The sequence below is a fragment of the Salinivibrio sp. PR5 genome (genome assembly GCF_001996085.1).
Taxonomy (GTDB): Bacteria; Pseudomonadota; Gammaproteobacteria; order Enterobacterales; family Vibrionaceae; genus Salinivibrio; species Salinivibrio proteolyticus.
Genome location: NZ_MUFK01000003.1, coordinates 1 through 25,741 on the forward strand (window position 1 = coordinate 1; position 25,741 = coordinate 25,741).

8 protein-coding genes are annotated in these 25,741 nt (G+C 51.6%); 1 reads left to right on the forward strand and 7 read right to left on the reverse strand.

Annotation, left to right across the window (positions count from 1 at the left end):
• Positions 1 to 435 precede the first annotated feature (435 nt).
• From msrB to BZG82_RS02030, 4 genes are all read right to left on the reverse strand, one after another.
• The gene (gene msrB / locus BZG82_RS02015; protein WP_077765047.1) at positions 436 to 879 is read right to left on the reverse strand and encodes a peptide-methionine (R)-S-oxide reductase MsrB; all 444 of its coding nucleotides are present in this window, start codon (positions 877 to 879) and stop codon (positions 436 to 438) included.
• 114 nt (positions 880 to 993) lie between these two features.
• Entirely contained in the window at positions 994 to 2,055 is a 1,062-nt protein-coding gene (locus BZG82_RS02020) for a succinylglutamate desuccinylase/aspartoacylase family protein (RefSeq protein WP_077481149.1), read from the reverse strand.
• Entirely contained in the window at positions 2,042 to 2,947 is a 906-nt protein-coding gene (rimK, locus tag BZG82_RS02025) for a 30S ribosomal protein S6--L-glutamate ligase (RefSeq protein ID WP_077765048.1), read from the reverse strand. Before rimK ends, BZG82_RS02020 begins: the two co-directional genes overlap by 14 nt.
• Before the next feature lie 13 nt (positions 2,948 to 2,960).
• Positions 2,961 to 3,407, reverse strand: coding sequence for an ATP-dependent zinc protease family protein (locus tag BZG82_RS02030; protein ID WP_077481145.1), 447 nt, complete (start codon positions 3,405 to 3,407; stop codon positions 2,961 to 2,963).
• Positions 3,408 to 3,725: 318 nt separating this feature from the next.
• On the opposite strand from BZG82_RS02030, the gene BZG82_RS02035 reads away from it, so the two are divergent.
• The gene (locus BZG82_RS02035) at positions 3,726 to 5,066 is read left to right on the forward strand and encodes a magnesium transporter (protein ID WP_077765049.1); all 1,341 of its coding nucleotides are present in this window, start codon (positions 3,726 to 3,728) and stop codon (positions 5,064 to 5,066) included.
• Positions 5,067 to 5,124: 58 nt separating this feature from the next.
• On the opposite strand, the gene BZG82_RS02040 is transcribed toward BZG82_RS02035, so the two are convergent.
• The 3 genes from BZG82_RS02040 to BZG82_RS02105 all read right to left on the reverse strand — a co-directional run bounded on the left by BZG82_RS02040 (position 5,125) and on the right by BZG82_RS02105 (position 25,681).
• The gene (locus BZG82_RS02040; RefSeq protein WP_077765050.1) at positions 5,125 to 6,027 is read right to left on the reverse strand and encodes a mechanosensitive ion channel family protein; all 903 of its coding nucleotides are present in this window, start codon (positions 6,025 to 6,027) and stop codon (positions 5,125 to 5,127) included.
• Between the two features lie 117 nt (positions 6,028 to 6,144).
• A complete protein-coding gene (locus BZG82_RS16565) occupies positions 6,145 to 23,550 on the reverse strand; it encodes a VCBS domain-containing protein (RefSeq protein ID WP_241837337.1) in 17,406 nt (5,801 codons plus the stop codon).
• A gap of 259 nt (positions 23,551 to 23,809) precedes the next feature.
• Positions 23,810 to 25,681 (reverse strand): PhoX family protein, encoded by a 1,872-nt coding sequence (locus BZG82_RS02105; protein ID WP_077765051.1) that lies wholly within the window; start codon positions 25,679 to 25,681, stop codon positions 23,810 to 23,812.
• Positions 25,682 to 25,741 lie beyond the last annotated feature (60 nt).

Consider the following 25,741-nt stretch of genomic DNA (forward strand, 5'->3'; position numbering starts at 1 on the left):
GTTCAAAAGTGAGGATTATGACAAAAATATGACATAAATATTGCAATAACGAGAAATAAAGTCCGTTTATAGTCATTAAATATTCAAATTTTTGAATTAATATTAAATACATCAATAAAGAAAACTTGGAGCAAATGTGATATTGGTCACAAAAATAATGATATTATGTTTGAAAAATGTTCAGAAAGAAAATCGAATTGTATTTGTTATATTTGATTAAGAAATAGCCTTGGTTCTGATTGGATAGGGAGAAAAGTGAGAGTTCCTGTCGAAATAGTCGATGATCAGATTCACTATTCTGGTGATTCTGAATAAATCCCGCAGATTCCTATCTTTTTGACGTGATAGCGCTAGTTGATTCAGATAGTGATAGGCCAAAAAGAATATAGTTGCAGAGCCGGCATGCACCGGCTCGGCAACCTGAGGAGAGGTGGATTAATCTAATTTCTGTAACGCGACGGCGTTCATACAAAAACGTAATCCAGTCGGTGGGGGACCATCGGGAAACACATGTCCCAGATGAGCATCACAGCTGGCACAAGTGGTTTCAATTCGCGTCATCCCGTGACTGGTATCTTTATGGTATGCGATGGCGCTATCTTCGGCCGGTTGTGTGAATGAAGGCCAGCCAGTGCCAGAGTCAAATTTCTCATTTGCATCAAACAACAGTGTGCCGCAACAAACGCAGCCATATAGGCCTGGCTCAAACAAGTTACACATGCCAGAGCTAAAAGCACGTTCAGTGCCTTTTTGACGCGTGACGCGATATTGCTCGTCGCTGAGCTGTGACTGCCATTGTTGATCTGTTTTTTCCACCCGCTGGCGCGGCGCCACATTACCTTGTTCGCTTCGTGTGACGATCTCTTGCCATGTCAGCATGATGTCGATCCTCTTGTGTGGCGGGCAACTGCCCGTGCTACAAAAACGCGTAGTGTTATGAATCTGAGTGCGCGATGCAAGTAGTACGGTGATGATTCGCCTTTAAGATCAAAGTTAAAGTGTGCCGATACCCCATCGTAATTCATCGTCTTGATCGTCTCGCACTTGATCTAAATAGCCCTCTAAGTGTTGCTCAATCAGTTCGTCAGATTGCGAGAAAAAGGCAATATGAAAGACCGCATCCCCTTCATTGACAACAGGGAGAGTTTGTTGGCCAATCAAAATACCGCTTTGCGAGGCTTTGATTTCCACTTCATTGCTGCCTGATGGGTCGCTGATAATACCGAGTATTTGTCCCTTATTAACTCTTTCACCTAGGGCAATATGACTACGAAAGATACCGTCAGCTTCAGCGCGCACCCACCGTGTAGCCCGTGCTGTAACCGGTTGATAGGGCAGGGTACGCCGAGACTGACGTAGCATCCCCAAATGACGCATAACGCGAATGACACCCCGTACGCCCGCATTAATGGCGTAAGGCTCAAATCGCAGCGCTTCACCTGCCTCGTAAGTGATGACTGGAATACCGATCGCTTCCGCCTCGGCACGTAGAGAGCCATCACGTAAGGCGGCATCAACCATTACGGGAGCTGCAAAGGCTTTCGCCATCTCTGCCGCTCCTTCATTATCAAGATTGGCGCGGATTTGAGGTAGATTGGTGCGATGAATCGCTGCGGTATGAAGATCAATGACATGCGTACACTGACTGATCACTTCATTAAATAATTGATATGCCATGCGGCCAGCAATGGAGCCGCGCTCGGAGCCGGGGAAAGAGCGGTTTAAGTCCCGTCGATCGGGTAAATAGCGGGACTTGTGAATAAAGCCAAAGACATTGACGACAGGAATAGCTATCAAGGTGCCACGAAGCTTTTCGGTATCGACTTTGGCTAATATTTGACGAACAATTTCAATTCCATTGAGCTCGTCGCCATGAATGGCGGCGCAAACAAGCAGAATAGGCCCCTCTAACTTGCCGTTTAACACCTCAATGCTGACATTTAATGGCGCGTGAGTGTATAAGCGCGCCATTTCCAGTTCCAAGCTGGCCTGCTCGCCAGCTTGGATTGTTTCGCCACCGATATCGATGGCATTGTTTTTTTTAGCCCTTGCCACGTGTGCGTGTCCTTTGGGGTTTAGCCGTCTTTTCAATATACTCGACGATCATGCCCGCGACATCTTTTCCTGTTGCTTTTTCAATGCCTTCTAGCCCAGGAGATGAGTTGACTTCCATCACAAGGGGCCCGCGCTCGGAGCGAAGAAGATCAACCCCTGCCACGTTAAGTCCCATGGCTTTCGCGGCCGCGATCGCGGTTCGACGCTCGGCTGGCGTAATACGGACTAGACTCGCCGTACCGCCACGGTGCAGATTAGATCGAAACTCGCCCGGTTGCGCTTGACGCTTCATCGCGGCGATCACCTTATCACCAATCACAAAGCAGCGAATGTCGGCACCGCTAGACTCTTTAATGTATTCTTGCACCAAAATATCCGCTTTTAAGCCCATAAAGGCTTCAATCACACTTTCTGCGGCTTTTTTAGTTTCAGCAAGCACGACGCCAATGCCTTGGGTCCCTTCTAAGAGTTTGACCACCACGGGCGTGCCACCCACCATGGTCAGCAAGTCAGCAATATCACCGGGCTTACTGGCAAACCCAGTATGAGGCATGCCGATCCCTTTACGTGACAACAATTGCATTGAGCGTAATTTATCGCGAGAGCGTGTGATGGCTACTGACTCATTGACGGGAAATACACCCATCATTTCGAATTGGCGCAGTACCGCGCAGCCATAGAAAGTAACGGATGCACCAATCCGCGGTATGATGGCGTCGAATCCGGACAATTCCTCACCGGCCAAATGAATCATCGGCTGCGTTGAGTTAATACTCATGTAGCAGCGCAGCGCATCAATGATTTTATATTCGTGACCGCGTTGTTCGCAGGCTTCTATCAGGCGACGCGTAGAATAAAGATTTTTGTTACGCGACAGAATGCCTATTTTCATGGTTTAACCGCTCCTACTTACCGAGCAAAAAAGAGTGCATGGGATCGACGGTCATTTGTCCCGCCATGGCTGTGCGGCCGAGTAGCATGCGAAAACGCATGTTGTCTCTTGCCGTTAGTGTCATTTCTATCGGATAGCGTAATTTACCCGCTTGAAGTGTGGTCTGTATGACATACCTAAGCTGTTCATGCCCTCCCGAGTCGCGAACAATGCGTCTAGCTAGGACTTTGGCTTCAGCTTGTACGTGTGTTTCATCGTCCCCTTGATGAGGGTGAACCCAAAAGCGAACCCAAGCTTCCCCGTTTTGGTCGAACTCTTCGATCTTAAACGTATGCAGGCAAGAAGTCCGTGCTCCGGTATCAATTTTGGCTTTTACCCGATCAATGCCTAGGTCGGGGAGGGCGACCCACTCTCGCCAGCCGACGCTGACTTTAGGTGTTTTGTGTTGCACAGTGTTCATTTTGATCCGCTATAAAAAAGTCCCTTACTCTACCGTAGAAGGGACAACGATTACTCGTGGTAAGAATCTGAAAAATAAGCGATGATGTGTGATAACCATCGCATACATTTACAACGCATTGACTCAGACATTTTCGTGGTGTCAGCAGTATGAGGTGCATGCGGATGCACGCACTCACCGCTTTGCGGCAATACGAGAGAGTCTGGGGTTCGTCGTGACAACGTCATGGCATCTCTGGGCAGGGCGACGAAATAATTTTCGCCAAATACGCGGTGATGGCGTCAGAGAGCACACGAAAAGTTTCATGAAGGAAATACCATGCAAAACAGTGATAGACAAGAAGTAATTGAGGATTTGCTCTCAAAAGTTGATGAGGGAACGCCCGAAGTGGCACAAGAGATCGAGCAAGCCCACAGTCTTGATGACCTCGCGCTATTACTTGAGTCTTTGCCCGTTACTGATCGTGTGAGTTTTTGGGAGCAGTTGTCGCCGGCAATACAGCTTCCGGTGCTAGCAGAAATGCGTGCTGATGCGAGTGAAGCGATTATTCGCGCGGTGGATGAGGTTCGTCTCCATAACTTGTTTGCGGAACTGGATGCCGACACCTTGTTGGAGCTGCAAGATGTGCTCACCGAACCTTTGCTGGAAGAAGCATTGGGGCGCATGGATACGGAGCAAAAGCAACGGTATGCCTCTGCTCAGCAATATGCAGATAGCGAGGTAGGGCACTGGTGTGATCATCAACCTTTAGTGGTACCGGCGAAAACAAAAGTGAATGTCGTACTGCGTTTACTGCGCCGTGTGATGCCTAAATATTGTGACCATGTGTTCGTGGTTGATAGCCGTGGAATATGGGTTGGTGCGGTGCCGATTCACAAACTCTTTGGTGCTGATGGCGTGCTCAAAATTAGTGAGCTGGTGCGCGAACAGTTCCCGAGTCTGAATGCCCGCGAGGATATTTACGTGAGTGCCGATAAGGTCGCTAGCAGTGAAGAAGTTGCCTTACCAGTGCTAGACGATGGCGGGATGTTGATTGGTCGGCTTGACCTTGGCACTGCCTATGAGATGCAAGCGGAACGAGCAGAAGCGCAAATCATGGCCACGGCGGGTTTAGATGAAGATGAAGATTTATTCTCCCCGGTAATGAAAAGCGCGCGCAATCGTGCACTGTGGCTTGGCATTAATCTGATGACGGCTTTTCTTGCTTCTTGGTTTATCGGTTTATTTGAAGCAACCTTACAACAAGTGGTCGCGCTGGCGGTATTGATGCCCGTGGTGGCGTCAATGGGTGGGATCGCCGGAAGCCAGACGCTAACCTTGATTGTGCGAGGCTTAGCACTAGGACAAATATCTAAAAGTAACTTGAGGCCGTTATTGAACAAAGAGCTGCAAGTGGGCTTACTGAATGGTGTGCTTTGGGCGATAGTGATTGGTTTGATCGCCGGTTACTGGTTTAACAGCTGGGGACTAGGGATGGTGATTGGTGCTGCCATTGTCGCCAATATTATCAGTGCCGCCTTGGCTGGTATCTTTCTTCCGGTCATTCTCGATAAGCTGAAAATTGATCCGGCTCTGTCAGGATCGGTCATTTTAACCACGGTGACGGATATTGTTGGTTTTGTTGCCTTCCTTGGGTTAGGAACCTTGTTTTTGCTGTAAACCTTTACCAAGAAAGCAGGGATTGAAAAGCGCTCGCCGTAACGACGAGCGCTTTTTGTTATGGGTTTGCTGGTGGCGCGGGAGTATCTGACGCAGCAGCGTCGGCGCTCTCTGGCCGTTTTCCGTCAGCGGCAGGGAGCAGTTTTTCGCAATAAAGCGTCATAATGTCTTCCCGTATTAATTGTTCGAGTTCGGCGGCGCGTTCGGTTGGACAGAACAGACGGACGTGAACATGCTGCTCGCCGGTGTCGGTATGCGACAAATAAACATGGGGCTCAGGCCCAGGTAAATCCACACCCGCATGACGTTCAATCACATGGTTATAGCGTCGAGCGACATCAAGAAAATCCTCGCTATGATCGTCAATGCGTGCCAGCAACGCGGGAATATGGGGATATAAATTAATATCGCCACGGATCACTGTATGAAAATGGTGATAGACATAGCGCTTCATAAAATTCAGGTTTTTTACCGTGGTGGTAAAAAACAAACTATTGGGCAGCGTCGCAGTTTTTCCGGTGTAGCAATAGTGACCATCAATTTCTTGAATTTTAGTCGCCATCAAATTGTGCTCGATCACTTCGCCGCGAGAGTTACCTACCTCAATCCAATCCCCGATACGAAATGACCGTGAACTAGCACGCTGAATAGAACCGGTAAAGCATAAAATGATTTCTTTCGATGCGACGACGACGGCCACTGCGATGGCAGTAAGCGATAGGGCAAACTCGCTAATTTCCGTGTTCCAGAATAAGAATAAAAACAGCAACAGTAAGCTAAACGCACCATTTTTAGTGCGAGAGATCCACTTACGTTGATCTTCACTGAGAAAGTTACTGTCACCGCGAATACGGCGTAAGATTAGGCGGCGAATAACGCTGACAATAATAATGACGCCGATGGTGGTCAGTAGCTTGTTATCGACCAACAGTTGGGCAATATTTTTTAACTCAGATAACAAAGTTGCTCCCTATTGTTTATTTCCCGAGCTTTGGCGCTATTCTGCCCCTTTGGCGATAAAAATAAAACGTAAAGTTGCCGATACCTCAGGGCGAGGTATCGGCGTGTGAGGTGGGTGCTAATCTGTCATCAATTTGCTTTGTTGGATCATGGCATCAATCACTGAAGCGCTGAGCTCTTGGCTACTCAGGCCACTGATATCAATCTCGTAGGCTGCGGCCATATCTGCCACACTGAGGTTCTCGAACACTACGTGTTGATCGATTTGATTATCGCCCGCTGAGGAAATGTATAAGGTGGCTTCACCTTGGTCGTTGTCCTCAAGGGTTAGATAGTCTTCAAGGTTTGCACCGGCTTGGTCTTCATCAATCAGCAGCTCGGAGAGATCGAGAGTGTCTTTTTGCACATCAAAGTCCGTAATGCGATCGACCGCTTCTGCGCCGACCGACCCTTGATCACCGCTCAAAAAGGCGAATGTGTCCGACCCAAGCCCGCCAGTCAGCGTATCGTCCCCTTTACCGCCAATCAGCAGGTCATCGCCAAGACCGCCATCAAGCGTATCATCGCCATGATTCCCGAGTAAGCTATCATCTCCCTCGTTACCGATCAGGGTATCATCACCTGTATCGGCGGCGATGATTTCACTTTGATAGCCGCCTTCCAGTGTTTGGTCATCAACGGCAATAATATCAACTAGCGCACTGTCCACATAGCTACCGTTAGAGGTGGTGTATTCAAATTGATGCTCAGGCTCTGGTAGCACCGCATTTGAGCTATCCAAGGTAAGATAAATCTCGTAGCTTTCGGTCGTATTTAAAGCATTGTTGGAGACGATCTCAAAGTAATAAGTGCCTTGTTGACCGGCGGTAAAGCTATTGCTGCCAGTATCTGGATTGAGAGTATCCAGCAGCTGTTGGTTTTGGTCATAAACCCTAACGCTGAGGTCATTCCACCACCGATCATCATCAAAAAGTAAGGTCTCGTTTTGGTAGAGATCCATTTTTGTCATATCACTGTCGGTGCCGTTTTGGACCGTACCTGTCAGAGCTGCGTTGGCACCATAGTTACCGGCATCAATATGCGCCCATACCTCCTGTGTCATGGTGCCGAACTTACCGCGATCTAGGCTCTGAGCCTGAGCAAACGAGTCAGCGAAGTCGCCGAGCTCGGATTCCGCGATAAACTCAGAGTCGTTACCGATGGGATCAAGAACGGTTTGCGGATTTATCGCACCATCAGGTGTGAAGGTGATGTCATCCGTGCCCGTTACCGACCCTTGTATCGCATTACTGGTAGCCGTGATCGTGCTGCCCATCGAAGGAATGTCATTATGGGTTAAGGCCAAACCGGGAATGACGATCGGACTACCGTCATGAATATTGGTGATCACTATATCGTGATTGGCGTCAAGCCGTGCCTCGTAGTAGAGATTAATGACGACATTGACGTCACTGCTATCGCCATCGTTGTCGGTAAGCGTCAGTGCGATTTGCTCTTGCTCGTTGAGAATATCTCTGTCGACCGCCACGCGGTAGTCGTATTCGCCGGTATCAAAATTGATGGTGAGGATACCGCCTTTTGCGGTTTCAAAGGTCTGCTGTGCGCTGTCAGTCGTGGGATCATAGCTGTACGTTTGTCCATCCAAGGTGAGCGCGGAGATATAGCCACCGTCGGCCCCGAATAAGGAGACAGTATTGCCGTCATCATCCAATAGAACAAGGCCGCCTGACACTTGTCCACTCTCAATGGTTTGTAGTAGTGAGTAGGCGAGCTCATTTTCATCGGTGACCAGCAATACATTGTCACTGGTATTGCCTGAGCTACTTGCAGCTATGGGGGTCAGTGGCGATGTCGTAATGCCATCCCCGACCCCAACACTGAAGGACTCGTCAATACCTTGCGTACTGACATAAGTTTGCCATGCGCTTTGCAGGCTAGTGTTACTTTCAAAGTCATCATTGGGCATCCCGTCCGAGATAAAATACGAGATGGTTTTATCCGCAGCCAGCCCTGAAGTATCGACAGTATCTATGATCTCGTTCAGCGCGTTATCGTATCGGGTCGCGCCGCCGGCATACAGACCCTCGATTGCGTCTAATGCGCTACCGACGTCATTCTGAATCCAGCCAGAAGAGCTCGCGGTATCCGAGAAAGATACGATTTGAATGTTGAGATCCCCGAGTTTGTCGTATTCTTCTACCATAGATTTCAGTGCAGCTTTGGTAACTTCCATCCGAGTGGGTGAGTCCGGATCGCTTGGATCAACCTGATCGGACATACTGCCGGACAGATCAACGGTAAGAATAAGGTTAAACGTCGAGCTACTCTCCGCCGTGGCGTATAAGGCACTTTCGATGTTGTCAGATGTGGGCGTATCATCTTGGACGTTGATGGTTAACGTTGATGAGCGATACGCGGTAGATGCCGTCGGATCATAGGTAGTGTAGGTGAAGGCGTCGCTCACGTTATCACCGCTGGTGGCATTATTGAGCGTATAGGTGTAGTCACCCGCGCGATAACCTTGGGTGTTGTCTTGGTTATAAACAGTCAGAGTGCCAATGGCGGTGGTGAGGGTTAAAACCCCATCACTGCCAAAACTTTGCCCATTAATTTGATGCAGGCTAACATTGACGCCTATCCCCGTATCATTATCCAACAGGTTACCTTGGGTAGTTTGACTATTATCGTCGCTCACCAACCCTTGCTCGCTGACTGAAGCGATATCGGCGTTTAATTGGGTATTGTTGTCATGACCGAGTGTGAGCTGTGCCTGACTGGTATCCCCATCGCTGTCGGTGAGGGTATAGGTGAATACTTCATCGTCCAGCGTGCTGGCATCCGTCGTTGACGCGACCGATGATTGATACAGATAGCTGCCGTCGGGTTGAATGGTTAATTGCCCTTGCGATGTGGCAATCACAGTACTGCCGTTGACTGCATAGGTGGTGCCATTGAAGCTAACCGCGGTCACCGTGGTGGTATCCGCCCCGAGGGTATCGGCACCGGCGCCGGCAGTGATCACGTTCCCACCTGTCGAGGCGCCAGAGGCTACGCTATCACTATCATCATGGGCTACCGGCGCAGAGTCGCTCACATCGAAGGTCACGGTTGTCCACTCGTTATTCTCGCTGCTTTGGTAGGAGAAGCTGTCATAGACTTGACCGCCGCCTGCATGATTCACTGCCGGTGCAGTGTAGGTAAAGCTACCGTCTGCATTGACAGTAACACTGCCACCCAATGCGGTGGCGATGGTGGCAGGGCCGATAACAATTTCACTGTTACCACTTTCTCCTTGGCTAGCATTGGTGGCAACGCGGGTGACAGAGGCCTGTGTATCTGTATCGTTGCTGATCAGTCCGTCGACACTAGCAATGCTGGTGGTTTGTCCTTCGGTCTGTGCAAAGCTATCATTTTCTAGATTCAGCGTGGCCGTGGTTGATGCCTGATCCGTGCCGTCGGTACTGATAGCCGTAATCGATAGCGTGACACCAGTAATATCGGCAGGAGAGGCGAGATTAAGACCACTCAGTTGCGCGTCCGTGAGTAACCAATCGCCGGTGCTTGCCTCTTTTGTCCCCGCTGATAATACTGCATCATCCGGTAAGCCGCTGATTCGGTAAGTAAGTGTTTCGCCCGATTCATTGGCGGTGCCGGAGATTGTTAAGGGCGAAAGAATCGCACGTGACCCGCCCGCGCCAGGGTCAGTGGCGGAGATTTGTCCTGCGTTGTCGATATAAGTCAGTGATTGATCGCCACGGCTGACCGTAAGTGTGGGGGCGGTAGCAACCCCTTCGACGTTGAAGGTGACATCGTGGGTGAGACTCGCATTTTGCGTATCGGTGGCGCGGAAGCTTACTGTCTCTGTCCCACTCCAATCGGCGACCGATGAAATGGTTGCGATACCATTCGCATCAATAGAGACGGAGACCCCACTGGGCACATTTGCCACATCGAAACTCAAAGTATCGTCACTGTCGATATCGGAAAACACTGTATTAAGATCAATGGTGTAGCTAACAAAATCCTCTTGCAGAGTTTGTGTTGAAACGGCTTGAGCCAAGGTGGGGGCGTCATTGGTACCGGTAATAGTAATGGTAATGTCCTGTTGTACGCCGTTAGTAGCCGTTAATGTGATGGTGTCGGTAACTTGATCGCCGGCATCCAAATTCTGCACCGCAGACTGATCGAGGGTGTAGGTCCAAGCACCATCTACTAGCTCCAACGAGCCATAAGTGCCTGCCTGTGTAACATCGGCAAAGGTCGGATTGTCGTCGCTATCCACATCACTGATCGCAAGGGTGCCGGTGGCAGTGACAGGCGCATCGCCCGCGTCACCTTCGGTCACCGAGCCGGTAAAGCTACCGCTCACTTCAGGGGCATCATCCGTCCCCGTAATAGTGATAACAATATCTTGCTCTGTGCCATCAGAGGCAGTCAGAGTGATGGTATCGGTGACCAGATCACCGACATCTAAGTTCTGCACGGCAGATTGATCGAGGGTGTAGGTCCAAGCGCCATCTACTAGCTCCAACGAGCCGTAAGTGCCTGCCTGTGTGACGTCGGCAAAGGTCGGATTGTCGTCGCTATCCACATCACTGATCGCAATGGTGCCGGTGGCAGTGACAGGCGCATCACCTTCGTTGCCTTCGGTCACTGAGCCGGTAAAGTTGCCGGTGACCTCAGGGGCGTCGTCCGTCCCCGTAATGGTGATAACAATATCTTGCTCAGTGCCATCAGAGGCAGTGAGGGTGATAGTATCGGTGACCTGATCACCGTCGTCTAAGTTCTGTACCGCAGACTGATCGAGGGTGTAAGTCCAGTTTTCACCGACTAGTTCCAGCGAGCCATAAGTGCCGGTTGCTGTGGTATCCGCAAAGGTCGGATTATCGCCGTCATCAATATCGCTGATCGCAATGGTGCCGGTGGCAGTGACAGGTGCATCGCCCACGTTGCCTTCGGTCACTGAGCCAACAAACTCACCACTCACTTCTGGTGCATCGTCGGTCCCCGTAATAGTGATAACAATATCTTGCTCTGTGCCATCAGAGGCAGTCAGAGTGATGGTATCGGTGACCAGATCACCGTCGTCTAAGTTCTGTACCGCAGATTGATCAAGGGTGTAAGTCCAGTTTTCACCGACTAGTTCCAGCGAGCCATAAGTGCCGGTTGCTGTGGTATCCGCAAAGGTCGGATTATCGCCGTCATCAATATCAGTGATCGCAATGGTGCCCGTGGCAGTGACGGGTGCATCACCTTCGTTGCTTTCGGTGACAGAACCAACAAACTCACCAGTCACTTCAGGGGCATCATCCGTCCCCGTAATAGTGATCACAATGGCTTGTTCAGTACCATCGCTTGCTGTGAGGGTGACGGTATCCGTCACTTGATCACCGGCATCTAAATTCTGTACTGAGCTCTGATTTAGCGTGTAAGTCCAGTTGCCGTTGACCAGTTCTAGCGAGCCATAGGTACCCGCCTCAGTGGTATCGGCAAAGGTGGGGTTATCGTCGTCATCAATATCACTGATCGCAAGGGTGCCGGTGGCAGTCACCGCCGCATCACCTACGTCACCTTCGGTGACTGAACCAACAAATTCACCGGTGACTTCCGGCGCATCACCAGTACCGGTAATGGTGATAACAATATCTTGCTGTGTGCCATCAGAGGCAGTCAGAGTGATGGTATCGGTGACCTGATCGCCGGCATCTAAATCCTGCACGCTGGCTTGATCAAGGGTGTAGGTCCAGTTCTCACCGACTAGTTCCAGCGAACCATAAGTGCCGGTTGCTGTGGTATTGGCAAAGGTGGGTGCATCGTCGCCATCCATATCACTGATCGCAATGGTACCGGTGGCAGTGACTGGCGCATCGCCTACATCACCCTCGGTGACGGAACCAATAAACTCACCGGTGACTTCCGGCGCATCGTCGGTCCCCGTAATGGTGATGACAATATCTTGTTGTGTGTTATCGCTTGCCGTCAGGGTAATGGTATCGGTGACCTGATCGCCGGCATCTAAATTCTGTACTGAGCTCTGATTTAGCGTGTAAGTCCAGTTGCCGTTGACCAGTTCTAGCGAGCCATAGGTACCCGCCTCAGTGGTATCGGCAAAGGTGGGGTTATCGTCGTCATCAATATCACTGATCGCAAGGGTGCCGGTGGCAGTCACGGCCGCATCACCTACGTCACCTTCGGTGACTGAACCAACAAATTCACCAGAGACTTCAGGTAAGTCGTCGGTGCCGGTAATGGTGATAACAATAGCTTGTTGCGTGTTATCGCTTGCAGTGAGGGTGATGGCGTCCGTGACTTGATCACCGGCATCTAAATTCTGCACGGCAGACTGATCGAGGGTGTAAGTCCAATTACCGTTAACTAGCTGGAGCGAACCATAGGTTCCTGCTTCAGTGGTATTGGCAAAGGTGGGCGTATCGTCGGTGTCAACATCACTGATCGCAAGGGTACCCGTGGCAGTGACGGGTATATCACCTTCGTTGCCTTCGGTGACTGAGCCAACAAACTCACCGGTGACTTCAGGCGCATCTTCGCTACCGGTAATGGTGATAACAATATCTTGCTCTGTGCCATCAGAGGCACTCAGGGTAATGGTGTCGGTGACTTGATCACCGGCATCTAAATCCTGCACGGCAGACTGATCGAGGGTGTAGGTCCAATTACCGTTCACCAGCTCTAGCGAGCCATAGTTGCCTGCCTGTGTAACATCGGCAAAGGTTGGATTATCGTCGCTATCGACATCACTGATCGCAAGGGTGCCGGTTGCAGTGGCCGCATCGCCCACGTTGCCTTCGGTGACAGAACCAACAAAGCTACCGCTTACTTCAGGGGCATCGTTCGTCCCCGTAATGGTGATAACAATATCTTGCTCAGTACCATCAGACGCTGTCAGGGTGATGGTGTCCGTCACCTGATCGCCAGCATCTAAATCCTGCACCGCAGACTGATCAAGTGTGTAAGTCCAATTACCGTTAACTAGCTGGAGCGAACCGTAAGTGCCGGTTGCTGTGGTATTGGCAAAGGTGGGTGCATCGTCGCCATCAACATCACTGATCGCGATGGTGCCCGTGGCAGTTACTGCGGTATCGCCCACGTCACCTTCGGTGACCGAGCCGGTAAAGTTACCGGTCACTTCAGGTGCATCGTCGGTCCCCGTAATAGTGATAACAATATCTTGCTCTGTGCCATCAGAGGCAGTCAGAGTGATGGTATCGGTGACCTGATCGCCGGCATCTAAATCCTGAACCGAGCTTTGATTGAGCATGTAAGTCCAACTGCCATTGACCAGATCGAGCGAACCATAAGTGCCAGACGCTGTGGTATCGGCAAAGGTCGGATTGTCATTGCCATCAACATCATTAACGGCGATCGTGCCGGTGGCAGTGACCGCATCGCCTTCATTGCCTTCGGTGACCGAGCCGGTAAAGTTACCGGTGACCTCAGGCGCATCGTCGGTCCCCGTAATGGTGATGACAATATCTTGCTCAGTACCATCGTTTGCAGTCAGGGTGATGGTGTCCGTCACCTGATCGCCAGCATCTAAATCTTGCACCGCAGACTGATCAAGTGTGTAAGTCCAATTACCGTTAACTAGCTGGAGCGAACCGTAAGTGCCGGTTGCTGTGGTATTGGCAAAGGTGGGTGCATCGTCGCCATCAACATCACTGATCGCGATGGTGCCCGTGGCAGTTACTGCGGTATCGCCCACGTCACCTTCGGTCACTGAGCCAACAAAATCACCACTCACTTCTGGTGCATCGTCGGTCCCCGTAATAGTGATAACAATATCTTGCTCAGTACCATCAGAGGCGGTGAGGGTAATGGTGTCCGTCACCTGATCACCGTCGTCCAAGTTCTGTACCGCAGACTGATCGAGGGTGTAGGTCCAGTTCTCACCGACCAGCTCTAGCGAACCGTAAGTCCCGGTTGCTGTGGTATCGGCAAAGGTTGGCGCGTCGTCACTATCGACATCACTGATCGCAAGGGTGCCGGTGGCAGTGACAGGCGCATCGCCTTCATTGCCTTCGGTGACCGAGCCAACAAAGCTACCGCTTAGTTCAGGGGCATCATTCGTCCCCGTAATAGTGATAACAATATCTTGCTCAGTGCCATCAGAGGCAGTGAGGGTGATAGTATCGGTAACCTGATCACCGGCATCTAAATTCTGCACGCTGGCTTGATTGAGGGTGTAGGTCCAGTTTTCACCGACTAGTTCCAGCGAACCATAAGTGCCGGTTGCTGTGGTATTGGCGAAAGTGGGTGCATCGTCGTTATCGACATCACTGATCGCAATCGTACCCGTGGCAGTGACAGGCGCATCGCCCGCGTCACCTTCGGTCACCGAGCCGGTAAAGTTACCGCTCACTTCAGGGGCATCATTTGTCCCCGTAATAGTGATAACAATATCTTGCTCTGTGCCATCAGAGGCAGTGAGGGTAATGGTATCGGTGACTTGATCACCGGCATCTAAATTCTGTACTGAGCTCTGATTTAGCGTGTAAGTCCAATTACCGTTCACCAGCTCTAGCGAGCCATAAGTGCCTGCCTGTGTAACATCGGCAAAGGTCGGATTGTCGTCGCTATCGATATCACTGATCGCAAGGGTGCCGGTAGCAGTGACAGGCGCATCGCCCACGTTGCCTTCGGTCACTGAACCAACAAATTCACCGGTGACTTCCGGCGCATCGTCGGTCCCCGTAATGGTGATGACAATATCTTGTTGTGTGTTATCGCTTGCGGTGAGCGTGATAGTGTCTGTCACCTCATCACCGGCATCTAAATTCTGCACGGCAGATTGATCGAGGGTGTACGTCCAAGCTCCATCTACTAGCTCCAACGAGCCATAAGTGCCGGTTGCTGTGGTATTGGCGAAAGTGGGTGCATCGTCGTCATCAACATCACTGATCGCAATGGTGCCGGTTGCAGTGGCCGCATCGCCCACGTTGCCTTCGGTCACGGAACCAATAAACTCACCGGTGACTTCAGGTAGGTCCTCGCTACCGGTAATGGTGATAACAATATCTTGCTCTGTGCCATCAGAGGCAGTCAGGGTAATGGTGTCGGTGACTTGATCACCGGCATCTAAATTCTGCACGGCAGATTGATCGAGGGTGTACGTCCAAGCTCCATCTACTAGCTCCAACGAGCCATAAGTGCCAGCCTGTGTAACATCGGCAAAGGTTGGATTATCGTCGCTATCGACATCACTGATCGCAAGGGTGCCGGAGGCAGTCACCGCCGAGTCACCTTCATTGCCTTCTGTAACGGAACCAACAAACTCACCAGTCACTTCAGGGGCATCATCCGTCCCCGTAATAGTGATCACAATGGCTTGTTCAGTACCATCGCTTGCTGTGAGGGTGACGGTATCCGTCACTTGATCACCGGCATCTAAATCCTGCACTGAGCTCTGATTTAGCGTGTAGGTCCAACTGCCGCTCACCAGCTCCAGCGAACCATAAGTGCCGGTTGCTGCGGTATCGGCAAAGGCAGGCGTATCGTCGCCATCCACATCACTGATCGCAATCGTACCGGTGGCAGTGACTGGCGCATCGCCTACATCACCCTCGGTGACGGAACCAATAAACTCACCGGTGACTTCAGGTAGGTCCTCGCTACCGGTAATGGTGATGACAACATCTTGTTGCGTGTTATCGCTTGCCGTCAGGGTAATGGTATCGGTCACCTGATCGCCGGCATCTAAATCCTGCACGGCAGACTGATCGAGGGTGTAGGTCCAAGCACCATCTACTAGCTCCAACGAGCCATAAGTCCCCGCTTCAGTGGTATCCGCAAAAGTCGGATTATCGCCGTCATCAACATCGCTGATCGCGATGGTGCCCGTCGCAGTCACCGCGGCATCGCCCACGTTGCCTTCGGTCACTGAGCCAACAAACTCACCGGTGACTTCAGGCGCATCTTCGCTACCAGTAATAGTGATAACAATATCTTGCTCAGTGCCATCAGAGGCAGTCAGGGTAATGGTATCCGTCACCTGATCGCCAGCATCTAAATCCTGCACGCTGGCTTGCTCGAGGGTGTAAGTCCAATTGCCGTTCACCAGCTCGAGCGAACCATAAGTGCCCGCTTCAGTGGTATCGGCAAACGTTGGATTGTCATCGTTATCAACATCACTGATCGCAAGGGTGCCCGTGGCAGTGACAGGTGCATCACCTTCGTTGCCTTCGGTGACTGAGCCGGTAAAGCTACCGCTTACTTCTGGCGCATCGTCGGTCCCCGTAATGGTGATAACAATATCTTGCTGGGTGTTATCGCTTGCAGTGAGGGTGATGGTGTCCGTCACTTGATCACCGGCATCTAAATCCTGCACTGAGCTCTGATCGAGGGTGTAAGTCCAGTTTTCACCGACTAGTTCCAGCGAGCCATAGGTGCCTGCCTGTGTGACATCGGAAAAGATCGGTGTATCGTCGTCATCGACATCATTGATCGCAATGGTGCCGGTGGCAGTGACAGGCGCATCACCTTCGTTGCCTTCGGTCACTGAGCCAACAAACTCACCGGTTACTTCAGGCGCATCCTCGCTACCAGTAATAGTGATAACAATATCTTGTTGCGTGTTATCGCTCGCAGTTAGGGTAATGGTATCGGTGACCTGATCGCCAGCATCTAAATCCTGCACGGCAGATTGATCAAGGGTGTAGGTCCAACTGCCATTGACCAGCTCGAGCGAACCATAGGTGCCCGTCTCAGTGGTATCCGCAAAGATTGGATTATCGTCGTCATCAATATCACTGATCGCAATGGTGCCGGTGGCAGTCACCGCCGCGTCACCTTCGTTGCCTTCGGTGACCGAGCCAACAAAGCTACCGCTTAGTTCAGGGGCATCATTCGTCCCCGTAATAGTGATAACAATATCTTGCTCAGTGCCATCAGAGGCTGTCAGGGTAATGGTATCGGTGATCTGAACGCCGGCATCTAAACTCTGCACCGCAGACTGATCAAGGGTGTAGGTCCAACTGCCATTGACCAGTTCTAGCGAACCATAAGTGCCCGCTTCAGTGGTATCGGCAAACGTCGGATTGTCATCGCTATCAACATCACTGATCGCAATGGTGCCGGTGGCAGTCACCGCGGCATCGCCCACGTTGCCTTCGGTCACTGAGCCAACAAACTCACCGGTGACCTCAGGCGCATCGTCGGTCCCCATAATGGTGATGACAATATCTTGTTGTGTGTTATCGCTTGCGGTGAGCGTGATAGTGTCTGTCACCTGATCACCGGCATCTAAACTCTGCACCGCAGATTGATCAAGGGTGTAAGTCCAATTACCGTTAACTAGCTGGAGCGAACCATAGGTTCCTGCTTCAGTGGTATCGGCAAAGGTTGGCGCGTCGTCACTATCGACATCACTGATCGCAAGGGTGCCGGTAGCAGTGACAGGTGCATCGCCTTCATTACCTTCGGTCACGGAACCCACAAACTCACCGGTGACCTCAGGGGCGTCGTCCGTCCCTGTAATGGTGATAACAATATCTTGCTCAGTACCATCAGAGGCTGTCAGGGTAATGGTATCCGTCACCTGATCGCTGGCATCTAAATCCTGTACTGAGCTCTGATTTAGCGTGTAAGTCCAATTACCATTAACTAGCTGGAGTGAACCGTAAGTGCCGGTTTCTGTGGTGTTCGCAAAGGTTGGGTTATCGTCACTATCGACATCGCTGATCGCAAGGGTACCGGAGGCAGTCACGGCCGCATCGCCTTCATTACCTTCTGTCACTGAACCGACAAAGCTACCGGTCACTTCTGGGGCATCCTCGCTACCAGTAATAGTGATAACAATAGCTTGCTGGGTACCATCAGAGGCAGTCAGGGTGATGGTATCGGTGACCTCATCACCGGCATCTAAATCCTGCACGGCAGACTGATCGAGGGTGTAGGTCCAAGCACCATCTACTAGCTCCAACGAGCCATAAGTGCCTGCCTGTGTAACATTAGCAAAGGTCGGATTGTCATCGCCATCGACATCACTGATCGCAATCGTACCCGTCGCAGTGACAGGCGCATCGCCCACGTTGCCTTCGGTGACTGAGCCGGTAAAGTTGCCGGTGACCTCAGGGGCGTCGTCCGTCCCTGTAATGGTGATAACAATATTTTGTTGCGTGTTATCGCTTGCGGTGAGGGTGATGGTATCCGTCACTTGATCACCGGCATCTAAATCCTGCACGGCAGACTGATCAAGGGTGTAGGTCCAGTTGCCGTTCACCAGCTCTAGCGAACCGTAAGTGCCGGTCTCTGTGGTATCGGCAAAGGTGGGCGTATCGTCGCCATCTACATCACTGATCGCAAGGGTGCCGGTGGCAGTGACAGGCGCATCGCCCGCGTCACCTTCGGTCACCGAGCCGGTAAAGCTACCGCTCACTTCAGGGGCATCATCCGTCCCCGTAATAGTGATAACAATATCTTGCTCTGTGCCATCAGAGGCAGTCAGAGTGATGGTATCGGTGACCAGATCACCGGCATCTAAATCTTGTACCGCAGACTGATCGAGGGTGTAGGTCCAAGCGCCATCTACTAGCTCCAACGAGCCGTAAGTGCCTGCCTGTGTAACATCGGCAAAGGTCGGATTGTCGTCGTCATCAACATCACTGATCGCAATGGTGCCCGTGGCAGTGACAGGTGCATCACCTTCGTTGCCTTCGGTGACCGAGCCAACAAAGCTACCGCTTACTTCAGGGGCATCGTTCGTCCCCGTAATGGTGATGACAATATCTTGTTGTGTGTTATCGCTTGCCGTCAGGGTAATGGTATCGGTGACCTGATCGCCGGCATCTAAATTCTGTACTGAGCTCTGATTTAGCGTGTAAGTCCAGTTGCCGTTGACCAGTTCTAGCGAGCCATAAGTGCCGGTTGCTGTGGTATTGGCGAAAGTGGGTGCATCGTCACCGTCGATATCAGTGATCGCAAGGGTGCCGGAGGCAGTCACCGCCGAGTCACCTTCATTGCCTTCGGTCACTGATCCAACAAACTCACCGGTGACTTCAGGCGCATCTTCGCTACCGGTAATGGTGATAACAATATCTTGCTGGGTGTTATCGCTCGCAGTCAGGGTAATGGTATCGGTGACTTGGTCTCCGGCATCTAGGTTCTGCACGGCAGATTGATCAAGGGTGTAAGTCCAGTTGCCGTTCACCAGTTCGAGCGACCCATAAGTGCCCGCTTCAGTGGTATCGGCAAACGTCGGATTGTCATCGCTATCAACATCACTGATCGCAATGGTGCCCGTAGCAGTGACAGGTGCATCACCTTCGTTGCCTTCGGTGACAGAACCAACAAAGTCACCAGTGACTTCAGGGGCGTCATCGGTACCGGTAATAGTGATAACAATATCTTGCTCTGTGCCATCAGACGCTGTCAGGGTGATGGTATCGGTGACCTGACCGCCGGCATCTAAATCCTGCACGCTGGCTTGAGCGAGGGTGTAAGTCCAATTGCCGTTCACCAGCTCTAGCGACCCATAAGCACCAGTCTCAGTGGTATCCGCAAAGGTAGGTGTATCGTCACCGTCGATATCACTGATCGCAATGGTTCCGGTGGCAGTGACAGGTGCATTGCCCACGTTGCCTTCGGTCACTGAGCCAACAAACTCACCACTGACTTCAGGAGCGTCATCGGTACCGGTAATAGTGATAACAATATCTTGCTGGGTGCCATCAGAGGCGGTGAGGGTAATGGTATCGGTGACTTGATCGCCGGCATCTAAATTCTGTACTGAGCTCTGATTTAGCGTGTAGGTCCAACTGCCGTTCACCAGTTCTAGCGAGCCATAGGTGCCTGCCTGTGTGACATCGGAAAAGATCGGTGTATCGTCGTCATCGACATCATTGATCGCAATGGTTCCGGTGGCAGTGACAGGTGCATCGCCTTCATTGCCTTCGGTGACTGAACCCACAAACTCACCAGCGACTTCAGGTAAGTCGTCGGTGCCGGTAATAGTGATAACGATATCTTGTTCGGTACCATCGGATGCAGTAAGCGTGATGGTGTCGCTGATCTGATCACCGGCATCTAAATCCTGCACGGCAGACTGATCAAGGGTGTAGGTCCAATTGCCGTTCACCAGCTCGAGTGAACCATAAGTGCCGGGCGCAGTGGTATCCGCAAAGGTCGGTGTATCGTCGTCATCAATATCACTGATCGCAAGGGTGCCGGTGGCAGTCACGGCCGCATCACCTACGTCACCTTCGGTGACTGAACCAACAAATTCACCGGTGACTTCCGGCGCATCACCAGTACCGGTAATGGTGATAACAATATCTTGCTGTGTGCCATCAGAGGCAGTCAGAGTGATGGTATCGGTGACCTGATCGCCGGCATCTAAATCTTGTACCGCAGATTGATCAAGCGTATACGTCCAGCTGTCATCGACCAGCTCGAGTGAACCATAACTACCCGTTTCTGTGGTATTGGCGAAGGTGGGCGTATCGTCGCCATCCACATCACTGATCGCTAGGGTGCCCGTGGCAGTGACAGGCGCATCACCTTCGTTGCCTTCGGTGACTGAGCCGGTAAAGTTACCGGTGACCTCAGGGGCGTCGTCCGTACCCGTAATAGTGATAACAATATCTTGCTCTGTGCCATCAGAGGCAGTCAGGGTGATGGTGTCCGTCACCTGATCACCGGCATCTAAATCCTGCACGCTGGCTTGATCAAGGGTGTAGGTCCAACTGCCGCTCACCAGCTCCAGCGAACCATAGGTGCCGGTTGCTGCGGTATCGGCAAAGGCAGGCGTATCGTCGCCATCAATATCACTAATCGCGATGGTGCCCGTGGCAGTCACGGCCGCATCGCCTTCATTGCCTTCGGTCACGGAACCGACAAAGCTACCGGTGACTTCAGGGTCGTCATCCGTACCCGTAATGGTGATAACAATATCTTGCTCAGTACCATCAGAGGCGGTGAGGGTAATGGTGTCGGTGACTTGATCACCGGCATCTAAATTCTGCACGGCAGACTGATCGAGGGTGTAAGTCCAATTACCGTTAATTAGCTGGAGCGAACCATAGGTTCCTGCTTCAGTGGTATTGGCAAAGGTGGGCGTATCGTCGGTGTCAACATCACTGATCGCAAGGGTGCCCGTGGCAGTGACGGGTGCATCACCTTCGTTGCCTTCGGTCACTGAGCCGGTAAAGTTACCGGTCACTTCAGGCGCATCTTCGCTACCGATAATGGTGATAACAATATCTTGCTCTGTGCCATCAGAGGCAGTCAGGGTAATGGTGTCGGTGATTTGATCACCGGCATCTAAATTCTGCACGGCAGATTGATCGAGGGTGTACGTCCAATTACCGTTCACCAGCTCGAGCAACCCATAGGCGCCTGCCTGTGTGACGTCGGCAAAGGTTGGCGCGTCGTCACTATCGACATCACTGATCGCAAGGGTGCCGGTTGCAGTGGCCGCATCGCCCACGTTGCCTTCGGTGACAGAACCAACAAAGCTACCGCTTACTTCAGGGGCATCGTTCGTCCCCGTAATCGTGATAACAATATCTTGCTCAGTACCATCAGACGCTGTCAGGGTGATAGTGTCGGTGACCTGATCGCCGGCGTCTAAATTCTGCACCGCAGACTGATCGAGGGTGTAGGTCCAAGCGCCATCTACTAGCTCCAACGAGCCGTAAGTGCCTGCCTGTGTGACGTCGGCAAAGGTTGGCGCGTCGTCACTATCGACATCGCTGATCGCGATAGTGCCCGTGGCAGTCACCGCGGCATCGCCCACGTTGCCTTCGGTGACTGAGCCGGTAAAGCTACCGGTGACTTCAGGTAAGTCGTCGGTGCCGGTAATGGTGATAACAATAGCTTGCTCAGTACCATCAGAGGCGGTGAGGGTAATGGTATCGGTGACCTGATCGCCAGCGTCTAAGCCTTGGATAACGCTACTGTTATTATCGAGCGTATAAGTCCATGTACCATTCACCAGTGATAACTCACCGTACTGACCGGACACATTGCCATCGGAAAAGCTCGGCGCATTGTTACCATCTGCATCCGAAATACTGAGAGATCCTGTCGCTTCTAAAATGCTGTCTTCGACAACATCGCCAAGGGTTTGGCCGCTAATCACAGGATCATCATTTGTGCCTGTGATAGTTATCGCGATCACTTGACTGCTGCCGTCTGATGCAGTCACAGTGAAGTTATCCGAAACCGCATCGCCCTCGCTAAGAGATTGCACAGCATCGCTATCTGCGTTGTAGGTCCAGTTGCCATTAGTGAAGACGAGCTCACCATACAGGCCGGATTGCGTGCTATCGATCCACGTTGGGCTATCGTCCGGATCGGTGATCGACAAGGTACCGGAAACCGAGTCTCTGGCTACCAAACTTCCATCAGAGCCATCGATTTCACCCTCCGAGAGCGTGCCTGAGGTATCACCTGTGATGGATGCGGGATCGTCAATACGTTCCACTGCTGAGGTGAAGGTTTCAGAGGTGCTCGTTTCGCCGTCTGAGGCGGTGATTGTAAATGTCAGCGAGGCGATATCTAGTGCATCGTTATTGATTGCGTCTACGCCTGCCTGAGTGAGAACAACATTATTACCCTGCAACTCGACATAGTTTTGTCCGCCATCAGTCAACGACAGAGTGAGGACATCGCTTTCTATATCCGTCGCCGTCACAGTGCCGACAGTATCGCCGGCCGCGACCGCATCCTCAGTGACCGATATGGCAGAGAATTGCAGCGTGGGAGCATCGTTGACGGGATTCACGGTGACCGTGATATCGGACGGGGTTTCTGCTTGGCCATCGGAAACAATGACGGTGAGATCAAGGTCACCATTGAAATTGGGCGGTGGTGTGATAACGATATTGCCAGACGCGTCTTCGTCGATTTCGACATCTGGATTACCACTGGTGATGGAAACAATAGTGAGAGTGTCACCATCTGGATCGTTGATTTGCTGCAGTATTTGATTGGGCGTCAGCACTAATGGTTGGTCTTCATCTGTGCTGAAGGTCAACGACTCGGCGCTCGGCGCTTCATTGGTCTCTGCGGCGGGGAATACCGCGTCTGCGCTTGCCAATCTTAACGCCGTTAAAGCAAAAAGCTGTTCGTCGGTAATGCCACTTTCTGGGTCAGTGATACCTTCGGTCTGTAAGCCTGCAATGATCTCGCCAATACGGCCGTTCGCTTCAATGATTGCCATGGCCGTGATTGCAGAACCTGAAGCCGCCGCACCGGCTGCGGTGGCGGCATCTTCAATGGCATTGGGATCTTCACCGCGTTGGATGGCTTCAATGATTTCAAGCACATCCTCAGGTAAATCTTGTACCAGTGTATCGTCTTCACCTTCGCCGACAAGCAAGGCAGACAATGCAAGGTTTGCATCGACACCATTCTCAAGGCGCACAGAGGCAGGCTCGTTACCTACCGCGGTGACGAGCTCTCCCGTCGAAACCGTTTGATTGGCCTCTATCTGACGTACTTGGCCATCAGGCTGAACGGCAGCAACCGTTCCTTGTGTCTCGGTGACTTGTGTCTCTGTCGCCATGCTGTCGGCTCCTTCGGTAACTGCATTGTGCCAACGCGTTGTTTTTGAATGAGTTACATTCTTTTGTCAACCTGTTAGGTGCAGTTTGGCGCATTATCGATACATATATCCTCTGTAAATATAGTTGATAGTTTGCAGGTAAGTGCAACATTTGCGCGCTTGCCATAGTCGCGCATAGTAAAAAGCCCTCGTCATGACAAGGGCTGAATGGCGTTGGTTAAGTAGCGCGCGAACGTGAATGTGTCGTGGCGGAGCGCTGTTAGGTCCCGATCACGCCACCGTCGTCTTTGGTGATCATGATCACTGAAGAGCGGGGAATGGCATCACCACCAGCAGGAAAGTGAGCGCCTGGATGTTGCACGCCCACAAACATAGTGCGTGAGTCAGGGGTAAAGGTTAGTCCCGTGATCTCACATGACGTTGGCCCGGTAAGGAAGCGGCGAATTTCTCCTGTTTGCGTGTCGGCACACAGCATTTGGTTATTGCCCATGCCAGCGAAGTCTCCTTCGTTGGAGTAATCACCGTCGGTTTGAATCCAAAGACGACCGGCACGATCAAAGCCGATACCATCCGGACTGTTAAACATATTATCTTTGTTGATGTTATCGGTACCCGCCATTAACCCAGATTGCTTCTCAGGGTGGCCAGCCATCACGAAGATGTCCCACTCAAAGGTCGTCTGAGTATGATCGCCTTGGGTCGGCGCCCAGCGAATAATATGGCCATACGGGTTTTTGGTGCGTGGGTTGGCGGCATTTAATGGTTGGTTGTCTTTCACACCACGGTACTTGTTATTGGTGAGGGTGCAAAAAACATGCTTGTTGTCGGCGTGCACGGCGACCCACTCTGGGCGATCCATGGTAGTGGCACCGACTTGTGTCGCGGCTTCGCGGGCAAAAATGAGCACGCTGGCTTGGTCAGGAAAACCGTTTTCAGGGGTTAGGCCATTTTTACCAAAAGTGAGCTCTAACCACTCCCCGTGGCCTTTTAGCTTATCGTCGCTGCCAGTAAATTTCGCAACATACAAGGTGCCATTTTCGAGCAAATCGCGATTAGCGCTACCTTTACTCGGATCGTATTTTCCGTCAGAGACAAATTTGTACAGGTGCTCGCCACGTTCATCATCGCCCATATACACGACAACATGACCATCATCATTGACTGTTAGTGCGGCATTTTCGTGCTTAAAGCGGCCCAGTGCGCTGCGCTTTTTCGGGGTCGAATTGGGGTCCATAGGGTCAATTTCGACCACCCAGCCGAAGCGATGGGGCTCATTGGGGTGCTTGGCGACATCAAAGCGTTCGTCGTGTTTATACCAGTCGTATCCCCAATCGGTATCGCTGATGCCGTAGCGTTGATAGGTTTTGCCTAAGGTCACGGTTTTTTCGCTGGCGAAATAGCCATTAAAGTTTTCTTCGCAAGTGAGATAAGTGCCCCAAGGCGTTTCGCCGTTGGCACAATTATTAAAGGTGCCGAGGATCTTTTTACCCGAGGGATCAGCTGCGGTTTTAAGCAGTGAATGGCCGGCGGCTGGGCCTGTCATTGCCATCTCCGTATATGCGGTAATACGACGATTTAAGCGCCCTTGCGGGTTCACCGTCCAGCGGCCATCAACTTTTTTTAGCTCAACCAAAGAGACGCCATGCGCCGCTTGTGATTTACGCGCATCATCGGCTGAGATGTTTTTACCGCCGTGCGTAAACAGAAACTCATCGTTGATGTACTCGTTATTGACGGCGAGTAAGGCGCGATCATTGGCGAGAGGGAAAAATGTCATGCCATCATTATTGTCACCAAACTGTTGTGCTTGGGCGCTGGCATCGTTTTGCTGCGAAAAGGCGGGGGCATTGGCAAAGATAGGATCGCCCCATGACACCAGCACCTCCGCTTTGTATCCTTCGGGCACAGTGACGGTGTCAGCCGTCGAGGTTGGGATGGCTTTAAAACCGAGTAATTCACTTTTACTCAAGCTGCCAGCCACAGCCTTTGCAACTGGGTTAGCGGCGAAAAAAGCTACGGTACTTGCCGCGCCTGCGCCTTGTAAAAAGCGGCGACGGCTCACGGCGGCGTCAATAAAACGGTTGAATTCGGGTTCTGCATCCAGTGGACGCTGATCAATATGCTTGCTCACGACATGACTTCCTTTCTGTTCGTTATCGTATTTATGGGTTTAGTGATAGCGAGGCTCTAC